This window comes from Bradyrhizobium sp. 160 (genome assembly GCF_023073735.1).
Taxonomy (GTDB): Bacteria; Pseudomonadota; Alphaproteobacteria; order Rhizobiales; family Xanthobacteraceae; genus Bradyrhizobium.
In genome coordinates, this window is sequence record NZ_JADPKD010000013.1 from 364,726 (window position 1) to 380,084 (window position 15,359).

The following is a 15,359-nucleotide window of genomic DNA, read 5'->3' on the forward strand; positions in this document are numbered from 1 at the left end:
TCTAAACGCCGAGATAGCGCTGTAGCAGTTCCGGCTGGGCCTTCAGCTCCTGCGCCGGCCCCTCGTGCACAATGTGGCCGTTGTTGATGATGTAGATCCGGCTCGCCAGCGCTAGCGTCGCCGCCAGATTCTGCTCCACCAGCACGATGGTCTGGCCGGCCGCCGCCAGCTCGCGGCAGGCCTTGACGAGATCCTGGACGATCACAGGCGCAAGGCCCTCGAACGGCTCGTCCAGCAGCACGATCTTGGGATCGCGCACCAGCGCCCGCGCGATCGCAAGCATCTGCTGCTCCCCGCCGGAAAGCTCGGTGCCACGGTTGTTGCGACGCTCCTTCAGCCGGGGAAACATCTCGTAGATGCGGCCGAGCGGCCAGCGTTTGGGCGCGGTGATCTGTGCAAGGAGGATGTTCTCCTCCACCGACAGGCTGCCGAAGATCCGGCGCTCCTCGTGCACCAGTTGCATGCCCGCTTGCGCGATCTTGTGGCTTCTGCGCCCGGCGATATCGATGCCGTCGAATTTCACGCTGCCGCTGCGGGGTGTCACGACGCCCATCAGGCTCTTCAGCGTGGTGCTCTTGCCGGCGCCGTTGCGGCCGAGCAGTGCCACCACCTCGTGACGGTCGACATGCATGGCGACGTCGAACAGGATGTGGGAGTCCCCGTAATAACTGTTCAGGCCGTTGACCTCGATCAGGCTCATGCGGCGATCTCTCCGTGGACGCCGCCGAGATAGGCTTCCTGCACCGCGGCGTTGGTCTTGATTTCCTCGGGCGTTCCGGAGACCAGCACGCGGCCTTCCTGGAGCACGGTAATGCGCTCGACCAGCTCGAACAGGGCATCCATGTCGTGGTCGATGATGATCATGGTGCGGCCGCGCGCGATCAACTTGAGCAACTTAACGGTCTCGACCCGCTCGCGCGGGCTCATGCCGGCGAGCGGCTCGTCGAGCAGCAGCAGGCGCGGCGAGGTTGCGAGCGCAAGCCCGATCTCCAGCCTGCGTTTCTCGCCATAGGCGAGCTCGGATACGGGCGTGTCGGCGCGGCGGGTCAGATTGACAAGGGCCAGCGTGTGCTCGACCTGCTCGGCCAGGCCCTTGATGCCCGAGAGCTTGCGGAACAAATCGAGCCGGAATTTTCCGCGCAGCTCGGCAAGCGCGGCGATCGTCAGGTTCTGGCGAACGGTGAGGCCGGTGAAGAGCTGGTTGACCTGGTAGCTCTTGGTGAGCCCGAGCTGGCAAACCTCGGTGATCTTCAGTCCCGTGATGTCGCGGCCCTCGAACACGATCTGGCCCGACGTCGGGGCGACCTCGCAGGTCAACATCTTGAAGAAAGTCGACTTGCCGGCGCCGTTAGGACCGATGATGCCACGCAGCTCGCCCTGATTGACGCTGAAATCGATGTCGCTGTTGGCGACGAGGCCGCCATAGCGTTTGGTGAGACCTGTGGCCTTCAGGATCGGCCTGGAATACGCAGGATGTTCGACTTCTTTGGCCTGCATCGATGCTGGCGCAGGTTGCCGTGTCGGCGCGGCGTCCGTAGCCTCTTGTTCAGCCTCTGCTTCCGTCCGCTTACGCCTGCCGGAGGCGAGGCGATAGAGATCGGCGAGGCCGCCGATGATGCCGCCGCGCAGAAAGCAGACCAGCAGCACGAACACGACACCCAGCACGAGCTTCCAGGCGGCTCCGAGGCCCAACGCGGCCTGCAGGAAGTCCTGCAGGAGGAGCCAGACCGCCGCGCCGACCAGCGGCCCGAACAGCGTGCTCCTGCCGCCAATGGCGGTCTGCATCACCAATTGGCCGGAGGTGTCGAACGTGAACGCGTCCGGCGGCATGAAGGCCTGGAGCACGCCGAGGAGGCCGCCGGCAAACCCCGCATAGGCGGCGGCGATCACGAAAGCAGTCAGCTTGTAGCCGTGGATGTTGTGGCCGACGGCCGTGGCGCGCAGCGGATTGTCCCGGATCGCGCTCAGAATCGCCCCGACCGGCGAGCGGACGATCCTGAGCGCGATGATGACGCCGATGAAATAGCACAGAGCGATGAATTGATAGAGCGACCAGCCGTTGGTGAAGTGGATCGTGGTGAAGCCGAGATTGAAACTCGGCGTCGGGACGCCGGGCAGGCCGTTCTCGCCGCCGGTAAAATCCGAGAGCGGATTGAACTCGACGAAGAAGAACACCTGCGCGATCGCCACGGTGATCATGGCGAAATAGATGCCGGTCCGGCGCAGCGCGATCAGGCCGACAAGATAACCGGTCACGGCGGCGGCGATCATGCCGATGATCAGCGCGCCCAGCACGTTGCTGAAGCCGGCGCGCGTCAGGAGATAGGCCGCGACGAAGCCGCCGGTGCCATAGAAGGCGGACTGGCCGAACGACAACAACCCCGTGAAGCCGAACAGGATGTCGAAGCCGAGCCCGAACAGGCCCCAGACCAGGATTCGATTGACGGTGTTCGGCGCGAAGCCGAGATGGGGCAGCACAAACGGAGCCGCGATCAGGCCGATGGCCGTTAGCGTCTCGATCAGGAACTGACGTTGCTTGAGCATGACGAAATGACTTACTCGCGGCCCTGAACGCCGAGCAGGCCATGCGGTCGCACCACGAGTACGAGCGTCATCACCGCAAACAGCATCACATAGGCGTAGCCGGGGTTGAACATGGAGGTGACGCTGATGATCTCGCCGGCAATCAGGCCGCCGAGGATCGCACCGGGGAACGAGCCGACGCCGCCGATCACCACCACCACGAACGTCTGGACCAGGATGTCGTCACCGATGCCCGGTGTCAGCGAAACCACCGGCGCGTTGACGATCCCGGCAAAGCCGGCGGCCATCGCACCGATGCCGAACACGACCATGAAGACGCGATAGACGTTGATGCCGAGCGAATCGACCATCACAGAATCCTCGATGCCGGCGCGCACGATCATGCCGAGCCTGGTCCGGTAGAGGATGATGAACAGCGCGCCGAGGGCGATGGCGACGATGCCGACCACGGCGAGGCGGTAGGTCGGATAAAACATGAAGCCGAGATTAGTGATGCCCCGGAACATCGCCGGGGGTGGCACCAGCTGCGACTGGCTCGAAAAGATCAGGCGCACGAGCTCGACGAAGCAGATACCGAGCCCGAAGGTCACCAGCAGCTGATCCTCGTGCGGGCGATGATAGAAATGGCGGATGATGACGCGTTCCATGAGCACGCCGAGCAGCATCACGAACAGCGATCCCGCGATAACGGCGAGGACGAACGATTCCGTGTACTGGTAGGCGACAAAGCCGGCGTAGCCGCCGATCATGAACATCGCGCCATGGGCGAGGTTGAGGACGCCGAGCGTGCCGTAGATGATGGTCAGACCGGAGCTGATCAGCGCGAGCAGCGCGCCGAGCGCCAGCCCGTTGAAAAGCTGCGAAACGAGGTTGGGCCAACTGATCATGAAATGGTCACTGCTGCGCAGGCGCGACGGAGCGCGCCAAAAAGGTGACACCGCACGGAGCAGAGGGCAGCCCGCGGCGTCACAGGGGTTAGAGCGGGCTCAGCTGTAGTCGCCGAGATGGCAGCCGAAGGCGTCCGGCTTCTGCATCAGGCCGTCGCCGGGGACGACCTCGACCACGTCGTACCAGTCTTCCTTGTTCTTCATGTCTTTCTGCTGCTTACCCTTTACGATGACCACCGGGCGGACGCACTGATGGTCCTCGGGACGGTAATGCACGTCGCCGACGAGCGAGGGGATCGTCTCGCCCTTCTCATAGGCCTTGATCACATCGGGCGGGTTGAAGCTGCCGGCCTGCTCGCACATGCGGGCCCAGTGCGCGAAGCTGACATAGGCGTTCTCCGCGCCCCATTCCGGCTTGTAGCCGTACTTCTTCTCGAAGGCCTCGTTGAACATCTTGGCCAGCGGGAACTTGTCCTCAAGTGTCCACCAATAGTCGGTGGCAGCGTAGACGCCCTGCATCAAGCCGCCGGTCTCCCGGGCAATGAACGGCACCTGATACGGTACCACCAGCTTCATCTTGTCGAGGACACCGAACTGCTTGGCCTGCTGGGTCGACAGCACCGCGTCGTGGCCCCAGTTGACGTTGATCAGCACGTCGGCGCCGGAATTCGCGACGTTCAGAAGATATGAGGAGTAGTCAGGCGCACCGAGCGGCGCCACCTGGTTGGTCACGGTGGTCCAGCCGGCGGTCGCAAGGAAGTCCTGCATCGACTTGGTGACGGTGTGACCGTAGGTGTAGTCCGGCGTGAGATACGCAGCCTTCTTGCCCTTGCCGAACTCCTTGACCATGACGGGGCCGATCGCCGCGGCGGCGGTCTGGCCGAAGAAGTTCTGGCGGAAGCCGTAGCGGACGCAGTCCTTGCCGGTGGTGTCGTTCGAGCCGGAAATGCCGCACACGAAGATCACCTTCTCGCGCTGGGCGAGCTTGTTGAGCGCGACCGCGACCGCGCTCGAGGTGCCGCCGGTGATCATGATCGCCTTGTTCTCGCTGATGAAGCGCTGCTGCGCCTGCACCGCCTCGTTCGGCTTGGCCGCGGAATCCGCGACGCCAAACTTGAGCTCCTTGCCGAGCACGCCCTTGCTGGTCTTCGGCGAGATCTTCTTGATCAGGTCGTGACCGCTGTTGATGTGCTCGATCGCGAGTTGATAGCCCTTGAGTTCGTCTTCGCCCTGGACGGCATAGGTGCCGGTGCGCGGCACCGAGATTCCGATGAAGGCCGTGGACCCGGACACGCCCGCAGGATACGTGCCGATCGGCCTGTCCTCGGCAAGGGCCGGCATTGCCGGCAGCACCGAGCCGCCGATGAGACCTGCAGTGGTCTGGAGCAGGCTGCGGCGCGAGAGGCCGCGGCGGATGAGATTGTCGGTCATGATCGTTTCCTCCGAATGTCATTCTTGTTTGCAGGCACAACACGACCTGTCCTGCGGCAGCAGACCTCGAGGGCCTGCCTGCACCGGGCACGTCACATCCGCGTGTAGCTCCTGCACGTAAACATTGCTTGTGAAGTCCTTCTGTCAATTTCGCCTTTGGTCGAACGACAAAAATTGTCACGTGAAAACATATCGGATTGCGATATATATTAGTCTTTGTGAGTAAGAGGCTGGAGGGTTCAGCGGGAGAAATGGCGCGGCAAACGACGATAGCGGGTGCCCGGAAGCGACGCTCTTGGCCGCAAAAGGCGGAGTTGCAGGAGGCGGCGTGGCCGGTCAGAGAGGGGAGCGACACGCGTGCGGCGCCGCAGTCCAGCGATGCGGCCCGCATGTCCGAGCCGCGCAACCGGTCTGCCGGCAAGCGGGGACTAGCGGTTGGCGCCATTCAGGCGAAACGGGAACTTGGCCCGATGCAGAAGCTGAGCGGGCGCGCCCAGAATGTCCTGAAGGAGCTCGCGGTCGAACTCACCGGCGAGCAGCCACCTAAGGGGACTTGGTCGCCCTCGCGTGAACTGCTGCGCGCGCTGACGGCCGAGCGCCTCGCAACTGCGCGCAACTGCGGTCCTCACACCATGCGGGAGATCGTCGACTGGGCGCAAGGCTGCGGCGTGACCATCAAGCCCGTGATCCCGCCCGGCGGCTCGCTGTCGCAGATGTGGGGCGAGTTGATCACCGATGCGGCGGCCGGTAACCTGACCAGCGCCGAGATCGCGGGCGCGCTGCAGCGCTCGATCAGGCGGAAGAGCGTCCGCATCCCGATCGCGTTCCAGGTCATCCTGGTCAAGATCCTGCTGTCCAGCTTCGAATAGGCAGCTGGGGAGCACCGGATATTTGTGCATCCGCGGCCCCGCCGATTGGTCCCGCCGTCCTTCCTTGATAGTCTCGGCAGCGACCGCTTCGCCGGCGGGCTGACGTCGAAGGCAGGAATGGCTGAATCAAAGCGGAAGACTGGACGCAGGGCGCATGGCGTGCCCGCCAAGGGCGGCGCGATGCGTGAGGCCGACTACGCGGCGCTAGCCCGATTCCGCTACCAGTTGCGAACCTTCCTTGCTTTCAGCGAAGCCGCGGCCCAGAACGCCGGGCTGACGCCACAGCAGCATCAGGCGTTGCTGGCGATCAAGGGGTTCGCCAGCCCCGGCGGCGCCAGCATTGGCGACATCGCCGGCTTCCTCCTGATCCGGCACCATACGGCGGTGGAGCTGGTGGATCGCATGGCGAAACTCAAGCTGATCGGCCGGGAAGCCGATCCCGAGGACACAAGGCGCGTTCTCGTCAAGCTGACGGCCAAGGGCGAGCAGAAGCTGCGATCGCTCTCGCGCATACATCTGGACGAGCTGAGTGCCGCCGCTCCCGGCTTGGCCAAGATGCTGCGGTCGTTCCGGACCAAAGCGCGCTGAGGGAGATGGCGTGAGTCAGGTGCGCTGAGCTCGTTTCGGAAGTCCAACCACACTTGAATACTCGTCGCGCCGCCCTTCTCGGATGCCAGTATGCGAGGCCGCTCCCCGCAATCATGAATGCAGTTTCACTTGCCGAGAATCTGTAGGCCGCTATAGTCGCGCCCCAATGGCTCACAAGAGGCCTGTTGAAGGGAGAGAACAACATGAAAAAGAGACTCTCTGCTGCGTTGCGAATAGCACTTGGTACTGCGGCCAGTGTGCTGATGACGGCACCAGGCGCGGCACTTGCGGCGGATCCACTTCGGATCGGCGTTATCGCGGAAGCGCAGGCGATCGCCGGCGCCTCCATCCCACAGGCGGCGCAACTTGCCGCTGACGAGATCAACGCCAATGGCGGCGTCGATGGACGCAAGATCGAAATTATCTCCTACGACAATCACTCCTCTTCCGCGGATTCTGTGCGTGCCTTCCAGCGTGCCGTCAACGAGGACAAGGTCAACGCAGTCATCGCAAGCTACATCAGCGAGGTCGTACTTGCGCTGGAACCGTGGGCTTCGCGGCTGAAGACACCGTTCGTCACGCCCGGTGCTGCCTCCAACGAGATCAGCAAGAGCGTCCATGCCGATTACGAGAAGAACAAGTACACCTTCCACGGCTATCTGACTTCGGCGGCCCTGGCGCTCTCGGTTTGCGATGGCGCCAAGGACTTGCTCGTCGACAAGATGCACATGAAGACAGCAGTCATCATGAGCGAGGACGCTGCCTGGACCAAGCCGCTCGACATCGGCTACGAGGAATGCCTGCCCAAAATCGGGCTGAAAGTGCTCGACCACATCCGCTTCTCCCCTGACACCACCGATTTTACGCCGATCTTCAATAAGATCGAGGGCTCCAAGCCCGACGTGATCATCACCGGCATTTCCCATGTCGGTGTGCAGCCGACGGTGCAGTGGAAGAACCAGCAGGTGCCGATCCCGATGTTCGGCATCTCCTCGCAAGCCACCAACGAAACGTTCGGTAAGGACACCAACCAGGCCGCGGAAGGCGTCCTCTATCAGGGCGTCTCGGGACCGGGTGTGGCTGTCACGCCGAAGTCGGTGCCGTTCGCGGAGAACTTCAAGAAGAAGTTCGGTAACTATCCGTCGTATGCCGGCTACACTGCCTATGACGAGGTCTATTACATTGCCGATGCGGTGAAACGGGCCGGTTCGACCGAGGCGGACAAGCTCGTTGCTGCGCTGGAGAAGACCGACTGGGAAGGCACCATTGGCCGCGTCCAGTTCTACGGCAAGGACGACCCGTTCACGCACTCGATAAAATATGGCAAGGGCTTGATCACCGGCCTGATGCTGCAATGGCAGAACGGCAAGCAGAGCGCGGTCTGGCCCAAGGACGTCGCCACGGTCGACGTCAAGTTCCCGAACTTCATCAAGCTCAGCAACTAGCAGGAAATGCTCCCTGGGCCACTTCCCAGGAGCTTCCGCACGCGTCCCACACAGCACTCTTTCTCAAAGCGGCAGCCCCGCTGCCATGCGGCCTATTATCAATGCGAGTCTTCCACATCTTGGATTCGCGGCGCATTCCCAATGAGGAGAAGGAGATCTTCGTCCTCACCGGCACCCTGCTCTGGGGCATCATGATCCAGGAGCTGATCGCCTATTTCTTCACCATGCGCAGCCGGAGACCTTTGGCAGCTTGTTCAGGGCATCCTCGGTCGCCTTCAGGATTGCACGGGAATCGCCGCCGGCGCGGTCGATCAGACCGCCAGCAAGCCCCTCGCTGTCATCCAGCAGGACCTTCAGCAGATGCAGGGTGGAAAACTGCTGATGACCTTCGCGCATCGCCAGCGACTGCGCGGACTGGATGAAACCGGGCGAGCGCTCGGTATATCGTTCAATATTCATCATCGTCTTCCCTCGGCGATGCCGCTTCGCCCCCGAGTGCGATCAGCAAAAGGAGGTACCGGTTTAGCGTTCGACCGCGATCAAGGCATTGAAGATCCGCGATCTGATCCCCAAACCGCGCGCCGCTTAGTGAATTGTGCGCAAGGCAACAGACGGCATGCTCTTTGGGTTTCCGCAAGCTCGCACTGACATTCGTCAATTCGCCAAGCGGTTTTCGCCGTCGACGCTGAAGCCTACTGCGATAGTGGGCGCATATCGGCGCCTTTGAGCCGTGCCCTGTCCGCGCCAGCCAACCGCTCGGACGCGCGTCTCACCTGCAGCCGACTTGCGTCGTCCAACCGTGGCGATTCTTGCTAATTCTCGTCCCTCTCGCAAGTCAGCTCGAAAAACGTCAATCCGTCCGCGGATCCACACGAAAATCCGGATGCCCAAACTAACCAAGCGCTACCGGCCAGCGATGCGCGAACAGCCTACCTTGTCGGCGGCGAGCGAAGTTGAGCAATAGTTGTCGCGGTTCCCGCGCCGCAATAGCCTGCCGCGAGGAGTGACTCCGGGCGGCCTTCGGCCGCCTGGGCGACTCTAGTCCGCTTAGCGCGAACTCCGGACATTCGCAAATCGGATGTTATGGAATTTTGACAGCGACTTCGCAGCCTCAGATGAAAAACGTCGTCCAACTCTTGGCCACTCGACCATCCCCGATAAGTTCATAAAACTTAGTGCGCCCGAGTTCACTTCACAGGCCTCCGTGATGGTGCAGGTCAACCGCTGCGCAAATGGGAGGCGACACATGGCGGGGCATCAACTCATCTGCGGCTGCACCACGTTCAACTTCGATATCGTCTTCGAGGTCTGGACCACGCCGTCTCAAGATTAGGCCTCCTTCACAGCCGAAGGAGCTACTCTGGGGCGAGCCGCAGTCCACATCAAGGAAGCAAAGAGCAGAATGGAGAGCCTTAGCGAGGAACAGAAAACGTCGGAGAAGTCTAGGCTATGAAAAGCGTCGCAATTTTTCATAACTGGTATTGACGTACAAGTTCGATGTCGGCCAGCGGCGCTAACTACATCGATGCGCCGTGGCAGTTTTCTGCTGAACATCAATACGACGCTGACGACCGACCCACCAAGGATCGGGCAATTCAGGGCAGCACACGATGGAGCATGAACATGTACTTTGCAGCTGTGCAGCAGTGCCTCGATGCGAACCCGCAAGCCATGCGCCAGCGTCGCGAGACGGCCGAGCATCCATTCGGCAAATCGACGCTCCCAAGGGGCGACGCACGTCCCGGGGTGTAGTAGCACCCAACGCGTCGGCACTCGGGTGAAATTGCTGACAGAGTATCTTGAATAGGCTATTCGGGTCGAGCGGCTGGCGAGCGGTGAGCCGGACTCGGGCTCAAAGAACAGCTTTGCAACAGGCTGAAGCGCATCGGAAGCTCGCATCCGGGCGGGCAAAGCACTGTGGGATGCCCTCTAGTCCGCCGGAGAACGCAAATTTGGGACCTCGAAGTTCCACTCAGGGCACTGACGTCTTCAGTGCGTGTAAATCGACAAGGCCCTTGATCCCTCTTGCCCACTAACATCGTCCTTTGGCGTCTCAGAGCTGACCAAGTTGTACCGTGATATCGCCTGGCAGTAGCGCTCCCGATTCTGCGGGGACTCCTCGCCACAAGCAATCGCCTGCGACCAAATCCGGCATGGGCAGCTGGTGGTCGCCAAAGTTGGCGACAATCTGCAGAATGTCCCCCCTCTCAGTCTGCCAGCGCACGTCCACACCGCCACTGCCGCTATCCTGGCCCAGTAGCTCACGTCGCGCCGAAACGAAGCCCTGTTTGATAAGAGGTACGATCTTGTCGTGCCGTATCTTCAGCAGCTGCGTCGTCAGCGTCCGAAACTTGGCGCTCCCGGGAGAATGGTCGATGCTATTCCAGTCGAGCTTCGAGGCCTGAAACGTCGTTTCGTCGCACGGGTCTGGAATCCTGGCACGCATTTCGGGCGTCGAGAAGGCCTTGAACTGGGAAAACTCCTTGCGCCGCCCTTCCCGCGTCAACTCGGCGGCTTGTCCCGTCCAGTCTGCAAAGAACAGGAACGGCGTTTCGACAGCCGCTTCCTCCCCCATGAAAAGCATCGGAATGTGTGGATTGAGCAAGACCAACGCCATCGCCTGGCAAAGCTTTTCCGGGCTCACCAATTTTGATAGTCGCTCGCCCAAACCCCGATTGCCGATCTGATCATGGTTCTGCGCGAAGAAGATCGTGGCGTCCGGCGGCAGATGGGCGCTCGGCTCGCCGCGAGGCTCGTTATGAAGCGCGAAGATCTCGCCTTGGTAGGCAAAACCTTCCGTGAGCGATCGCGCAAGGTGTTCGAGCGGCTTGTCCGCAAACGCGCGGTAATATCCCTCCTCTTCTCCCGTCAGCAGGACATGAAGCGCATTGTGGAAATCGTCACCCCACTGGGCGTCGTAATATCTCGGGGCTCCGTCCACTCGGTCCAGCAGGTGCGCCTGATTGGCCTCATTCTCCAGCATCAGATGCACGCGCCGGCCCGGCAATTCATGCCGGATGGTCTCGGCAAGCTCGACCAGGAAATGCCGTTCGGAATCGTCCTTCAGCGCATGAACGGCATCGAAGCGTAGCCCGTCGAAGCCGTAGTCGCGCAACCACATCAGCGCGTTCTCGATCAGGAACTCGCGCACGAACGCGCCATCGCGTCCCTCGAGGTTGACGGCAGGCCCCCAGCCGGTGCTGTGGCGTTTGTTGAAGAAATTCTCCGCGTAGCTGTGCAGATAATTCAACTGCGGTCCGAAGTGGTTATAGACCACGTCGAGGTAGACCATGATGTCGAGATCGTGGGCTGCCCGCAACAGCCGCTTGAGATCCTGCGGCCTGCCGTAGCGAGCATTGGGCGCATTCAGCAGCACGCCGTCATAACCCCAATTGTGCCGGCCGGGGACGTCGTTGATCGGCATCAGCTCGATGGCCGTGATGCCGAGATCGCGCAGATAGGGCAGCCGCTTCTCGACGCCGGCATACGTCCCCTCCTCGCTGAAGGTGCCGACGTGCAGCTCGTAGATCACGGCGTCCGCCCATGGCCGCCCCGGATAGAGGGTGGCATCACGTAACCCCGACGTATCGATCACCTCGCTGGGCGCACCGACATCATCAGGCTGGAAGAACGAGGCCGGATCCGGGACGATGAGGTCCTGGTCGATCCTAAACTGATAGCGCGTGCCGACATGCGCTGTCGAGCTGAGCAGCTGGTACCAGCCGCCGTCATCGCCCACCATCCGCTGTGGCGGTCGCCCCACCTCCAGCAACTCCACCGAGCGAGCCGTCGGGGCCCAGAGGTTGAAGCTTATCCCCTGATCGACGATGTAAGCACCGTGTCGCCGGGCCTGTCCGGCAATTCCCAGTCTCTGAATCAAATCTTTCCCTTTCGCGCCCCATGCACGGAGTTGGGCATGCCTCGGCGAACTGCGATGGGTCGGTCGTACGATCGCTTGAAAGATGCCTGCGCAGGAAAAAGCTGGCGTGCGTGCATTCGTTCCTCGCCACAGGCGTTCGCGCCAGCCACAGCCGATCCGAGCCCTGCCACCGTGAACCCGCAACCGAAGAGGCGATCCGGATGCCCATACCTTCCGCCGGTCTGGAGATAAGCGCGACCAGCTAACGCCATTTGCTACCCGCTGGAACGGAATGATCAGGCGACTGTTACGACCAACACACAGGAGTTGCCACCATGCGCCGCTCGACGCCAAAATCGATTCGCAACAAGCTCGACCTGACCGACCGCACTCAAATGCGCCTCGTGAGAAAACGTTTGGGTCTGTCCGATGCCGAGCTGACCGCGATCGCCGAGCGTATCGGCAATTCGATCTCCGCGATCAGCAAGGAAGTCGCCAAGCAGCGCGCCAACCCGCCGGCCAAGCCGGCCGACGTACCTCCCGCGGCCGTGATCGCCTCGGCTGCGGCTACCGAGCAGGCCGCAACCGAGATACCCACACCAGCGTCGACATCCTGACCGGATTGTCATCGGGGGCAGACATGGACCAAAAGACGCAATCGGACGACGCCCTGACGCGGGCGGCGTCGAGCCTCCGCCGATCCCGTATCACCGAGGGCAAACCGTTTCCGCTCGGCGCCACCTGGGACGGCCTCGGGGTCAATTTCGCGCTGTTCTCGGCCCACGCCACCAATGTCGAGCTCTGCCTGTTCGACGACAACGGTGAAACCGAACTCGAGCGGATCGAGCTTCCGGAATACACCGACGAGGTCTGGCACGGCTATCTGCCCTCGGCCCGTCCCGGCACCGTCTACGGCTATCGCGTCCATGGACCCTATGAGCCTGACGCCGGACACCGCTTCAATCCCAACAAGCTCCTGCTCGATCCGTATGCCAAGCAGCTGGTCGGGCAACTGCGTTGGGCGCCCGAGCTGTTCGGGTACCAGCTCGATCACGCCGACAAGGACCTCTCCTATGACGAGCGCGACAGCGCGCCGCTGATGCAGAAGTGCCGCGTCATCGACCCCGCGTTCACCTGGGGCGCGGCGCGCAAACCCGAGGTACCGTGGGAGCGGACGATCGTCTACGAAATGCACGTCAAGGGTTTTACGCAGCTGCATCCGCTGGTGCCCGAGGCAGACCGCGGCACGTTCTCCGGCCTCGCGCATTCGGAAATCCCCGCGTATCTGCGCTTGCTCGGGATCACCAGTGCGGAGCTGCTGCCGATCCATGCCTTCGTCGACGATAGCTACTTGGTCGACAAGGGCCTGCGCAATTACTGGGGCTACAATTCCATTGCCTTCTTCGCGCCAGAGCCGCGTTACCTGAGGACGCCGTTCGCGAACGAATTCAAGGAAATGGTCAACCAGTTCCATGCCCATGGCATCGAGGTCGTCCTCGACGTCGTCTACAATCACACGGCGGAAGGCAACGAACTCGGCCCGACCTTGTCGTTCAAGGGGATCGACAACGCCAGCTATTACCGCCTGCTGCCGGACCAGAAGCGCTACTACATCAATGATACCGGCACCGGAAATACGGTGAACCTCTCCCACCCAGGGGTGCTGCAACTGGTTGCGGATTCCCTGCGCTATTGGGCGACGGAGATGCGGGTCGACGGTTTCCGCTTCGACCTGGCCACCATCCTCGCACGCGAGCCCTATGGCTTCGACGAAGGCGGTGGCTTCCTCGACGCCTGCCGTCAGGATCCGGTGCTGTCCAGCGTCAAGCTGATCGCAGAGCCTTGGGACATCGGCCCTGGCGGCTACCAGGTCGGCCAGTTTCCGCCCGGCTGGGCCGAGTGGAATGACAAGTTCAGGGATACCGTGCGCGCCTTCTGGAAGGGTGATGAAGGCACGCTGGCAAACCTTGCCAAACGTGTGTCAGGGTCCGGCGATCTCTTCAACAAGCGGGGGCGGCGGCCATGGGCGAGCGTCAACTTCGTCACCGCGCATGACGGCTTCAACCTCAATGATCTCGTCTCGTACAATGAAAAGCACAACGAGGCGAACGGGGAGAACAATCGCGACGGCCACAGCAACAACCATTCCTGGAATTGCGGCGCCGAAGGAGCCACGGACGATCAAGAGATCACGGCGCTGCGCGAACGCCAGAAGCGGAACATGCTCGCGACGATGCTGCTGTCCCACGGCACGCCAATGCTGCTCGCGGGCGACGAGTTTGGACACACTCAGCGAGGCAACAACAATGCGTATGCCCAGGACAACGAGACCACCTGGCTCGACTGGATGGGTATCTCGGCAAACGGCCGCAATCTTCGTGAATTCACGCGCAAGCTGATTGCGACACGCAAGGCCTTCCCGATCCTCTATCGCAGCCGGTTCCTGATCGGCTCCCACCACGAAGAACTCGACGTCAAGGACGTGACCTGGCTGTCACCGTCCGGCGAAGAGATGACCGACGAGCAATGGCAGGACGGCAACGCCAAGTGCTTTGGCATGCTGCTCGACGGGCGCGCCCAGGAGACCGGCATCAAGCGACGCGGCTCGGACGCGACGATGCTTCTGGTCTACAACGCCCACCATGACATCGTGAACTTCATCTTGCCGGCGGTCACCGACGGGCGCAGCTGGCTCAGCCTGATCGACACCGACCAGCCGGATGCGTCCATGACGGACTTCGAGCTCGGACACGCCTACGGTGTCACCGCGCGCTCGCTGGCAGTGTTTGGACTTGCCAACGATAGCGTCGCGACCCGCCGCCTGCGTCAGGGGCTCGGCGCGTTGCTCGACATCGCCGATACGCCGTTATCGCGCTAGATCTGGGCCGCACGCTCCATCGTTGACTTCGCCCAATAGGGCCACGCGGACGATCACCTTAATCCTGAAAATGCATCAGTCGCGTGCAAAACATCAGGCGGTACCCAGCCGATCTCTTCAGTCGTGCCGCGACTACCGCACTGCTCGAGAGGCTCCTTCAGGCTGCCCCCCGCGATCTATCAGATCTTGACGTTCTCGAGTAGCTCGGCCGCCTTCGCACGCCTGTCGCCTTGGCCACGCCTGCCCCGGAAGTGGAGGCGTGGCTCTCTTTGGAAATCACCAGGAGAAGGGGCGAGCTCTCTCTCAAATCGCGCGTGTGTGCACATTTGCACAGTCAGTTCCGGTTTGTGGAACTAAGGTGAAAGTGCCGATCGTCCTAGAACATTCCGGATAAATGATGCGACCGACTCCGGCGCATAAAGCCGCCACCACGCGTCCGGCCAATAATCTTCTTCGAAATCTCAGCGATGAAGACCTTCTGCTAATCCAGCCCTACCTCGAGATCCGCCAAATCGTTGCCGGCCAGGTTTTAACCCACCCTGGGGATCCCAATGATGCGCTGCATTTTCCCTGCGGCCCAAATTTTGTCAGCTTGGCCGTTCCGGTCGACGAAGATCGCGAAGTTGACTCAACAATCGTGGGCAGTGAAGGAGTAGTAAGCGGATTTATTGTTTCGGCCCTTCCAACCTTCTCTCGGACCACAGTGATTGTTGGAGGGGAAGCCATCCGGTTGCCTGTGCGGAGGTTCGCACCGGCGATGCAGCACTCGGCCACGTTCCGACCCGTGTTTGCGCAATACTCGATCGTGTCCCTAAGCGTGGTGTAACTGGCGGTGGGAGACCGCGTTCGCCGGCAAGA

The 15,359-nt window shown here is 61.8% G+C and carries 12 protein-coding genes and 1 pseudogene; 7 read left to right on the plus strand and 6 right to left on the minus strand.

Features of this window, described 5'->3' with window-relative positions; all coding sequences use genetic code 11:
- Position 1: 1 nt before the first annotated feature.
- The 4 genes from IVA98_RS07845 to IVA98_RS07860 form a co-directional block, all read right to left on the minus strand.
- Positions 2 to 700 carry an ABC transporter ATP-binding protein gene (locus tag IVA98_RS07845; RefSeq protein ID WP_247281197.1) on the minus strand — a complete coding sequence of 233 codons (699 nt, stop codon included), beginning with the start codon at positions 698 to 700 and terminating at the stop codon, positions 2 to 4.
- Positions 697 to 2,544 carry a branched-chain amino acid ABC transporter ATP-binding protein/permease gene (locus IVA98_RS07850; RefSeq protein WP_247298740.1) on the minus strand — a complete coding sequence of 616 codons (1,848 nt, stop codon included), beginning with the start codon at positions 2,542 to 2,544 and terminating at the stop codon, positions 697 to 699. Before IVA98_RS07850 ends, IVA98_RS07845 begins: the two co-directional genes overlap by 4 nt.
- Before the next feature lie 11 nt (positions 2,545 to 2,555).
- A complete protein-coding gene (locus tag IVA98_RS07855; protein WP_247298737.1) occupies positions 2,556 to 3,431 on the minus strand; it encodes a branched-chain amino acid ABC transporter permease in 876 nt (291 codons plus the stop codon).
- A gap of 99 nt (positions 3,432 to 3,530) precedes the next feature.
- On the minus strand, positions 3,531 to 4,862 hold the full coding sequence (locus IVA98_RS07860) for a substrate-binding protein (RefSeq protein ID WP_247298735.1): 1,332 nt from the start codon (positions 4,860 to 4,862) through the stop codon (positions 3,531 to 3,533).
- Between the two features lie 470 nt (positions 4,863 to 5,332).
- On the opposite strand from IVA98_RS07860, the gene IVA98_RS07865 reads away from it, so the two are divergent.
- The 3 genes from IVA98_RS07865 (at position 5,333) to IVA98_RS07875 (ending at position 7,764) form a co-directional block, all read left to right on the plus strand.
- Positions 5,333 to 5,731: a hypothetical protein gene (locus IVA98_RS07865; protein ID WP_247298732.1), complete on the plus strand. Its 399-nt coding sequence runs from the start codon at positions 5,333 to 5,335 to the stop codon at positions 5,729 to 5,731.
- A 117-nt stretch (positions 5,732 to 5,848) separates the two neighbouring features.
- Positions 5,849 to 6,319, plus strand: coding sequence for a MarR family winged helix-turn-helix transcriptional regulator (locus tag IVA98_RS07870; protein ID WP_247298728.1), 471 nt, complete (start codon positions 5,849 to 5,851; stop codon positions 6,317 to 6,319).
- 203 nt (positions 6,320 to 6,522) lie between these two features.
- Positions 6,523 to 7,764 (plus strand): ABC transporter substrate-binding protein, encoded by a 1,242-nt coding sequence (locus IVA98_RS07875; RefSeq protein WP_247298726.1) that lies wholly within the window; start codon positions 6,523 to 6,525, stop codon positions 7,762 to 7,764.
- A 231-nt stretch (positions 7,765 to 7,995) separates the two neighbouring features.
- Here IVA98_RS07875 and IVA98_RS07885 read toward each other — a convergent pair.
- Positions 7,996 to 8,223 (minus strand): annotated as a pseudogene (locus IVA98_RS07885) (Clp protease N-terminal domain-containing protein); the annotation flags it as partial.
- 1,038 nt (positions 8,224 to 9,261) lie between these two features.
- On the opposite strand from IVA98_RS07885, the gene IVA98_RS07890 reads away from it, so the two are divergent.
- Positions 9,262 to 9,516, plus strand: coding sequence for a hypothetical protein (locus IVA98_RS07890; RefSeq protein WP_247354600.1), 255 nt, complete (start codon positions 9,262 to 9,264; stop codon positions 9,514 to 9,516).
- Positions 9,517 to 9,817: 301 nt separating this feature from the next.
- On the opposite strand, the gene treZ is transcribed toward IVA98_RS07890, so the two are convergent.
- Positions 9,818 to 11,644 carry a malto-oligosyltrehalose trehalohydrolase gene (treZ, locus tag IVA98_RS07895; protein WP_247354601.1) on the minus strand — a complete coding sequence of 609 codons (1,827 nt, stop codon included), beginning with the start codon at positions 11,642 to 11,644 and terminating at the stop codon, positions 9,818 to 9,820.
- A 314-nt stretch (positions 11,645 to 11,958) separates the two neighbouring features.
- Here treZ and IVA98_RS07900 point away from each other — a divergent pair, with 314 nt between their 5' ends.
- The 3 genes from IVA98_RS07900 to IVA98_RS07910 all read left to right on the plus strand — a co-directional run bounded on the left by IVA98_RS07900 (position 11,959) and on the right by IVA98_RS07910 (position 15,327).
- Entirely contained in the window at positions 11,959 to 12,240 is a 282-nt protein-coding gene (locus IVA98_RS07900; RefSeq protein ID WP_247298722.1) for a DUF3606 domain-containing protein, read from the plus strand.
- A 23-nt stretch (positions 12,241 to 12,263) separates the two neighbouring features.
- Complete coding sequence (gene glgX / locus IVA98_RS07905; RefSeq protein ID WP_247354602.1) at positions 12,264 to 14,501, plus strand: glycogen debranching protein GlgX; 2,238 nt, start codon at positions 12,264 to 12,266, stop codon at positions 14,499 to 14,501.
- Between the two features lie 394 nt (positions 14,502 to 14,895).
- Positions 14,896 to 15,327, plus strand: coding sequence for a cyclic nucleotide-binding domain-containing protein (locus IVA98_RS07910; RefSeq protein WP_247298715.1), 432 nt, complete (start codon positions 14,896 to 14,898; stop codon positions 15,325 to 15,327).
- Positions 15,328 to 15,359 lie beyond the last annotated feature (32 nt).

Excerpts from the sequence above, each read along its gene's own strand:
- IVA98_RS07860 (WP_247298735.1), bottom strand. The coding sequence starts at position 4,862 with ATGACCGACAATCTCATCCGCCGCGGCCTCTCGCGCCGCAGCCTGCTC.
- IVA98_RS07850 (WP_247298740.1), bottom strand. The coding sequence starts at position 2,544 with ATGCTCAAGCAACGTCAGTTCCTGATCGAGACGCTAACGGCCATCGGC.
- IVA98_RS07890 (WP_247354600.1), top strand. The coding sequence starts at position 9,262 with ATGTCGGCCAGCGGCGCTAACTACATCGATGCGCCGTGGCAGTTTTCT.
- IVA98_RS07910 (WP_247298715.1), top strand. The coding sequence starts at position 14,896 with ATGATGCGACCGACTCCGGCGCATAAAGCCGCCACCACGCGTCCGGCC.
- IVA98_RS07865 (WP_247298732.1), top strand. The coding sequence starts at position 5,333 with ATGCAGAAGCTGAGCGGGCGCGCCCAGAATGTCCTGAAGGAGCTCGCG.
- IVA98_RS07875 (WP_247298726.1), top strand. The coding sequence starts at position 6,523 with ATGAAAAAGAGACTCTCTGCTGCGTTGCGAATAGCACTTGGTACTGCG.
- IVA98_RS07870 (WP_247298728.1), top strand. The coding sequence starts at position 5,849 with ATGGCTGAATCAAAGCGGAAGACTGGACGCAGGGCGCATGGCGTGCCC.
- IVA98_RS07845 (WP_247281197.1), bottom strand. The coding sequence starts at position 700 with ATGAGCCTGATCGAGGTCAACGGCCTGAACAGTTATTACGGGGACTCC.
- glgX (WP_247354602.1), top strand. The coding sequence starts at position 12,264 with ATGGACCAAAAGACGCAATCGGACGACGCCCTGACGCGGGCGGCGTCG.
- IVA98_RS07900 (WP_247298722.1), top strand. The coding sequence starts at position 11,959 with ATGCGCCGCTCGACGCCAAAATCGATTCGCAACAAGCTCGACCTGACC.
- IVA98_RS07855 (WP_247298737.1), bottom strand. The coding sequence starts at position 3,431 with ATGATCAGTTGGCCCAACCTCGTTTCGCAGCTTTTCAACGGGCTGGCG.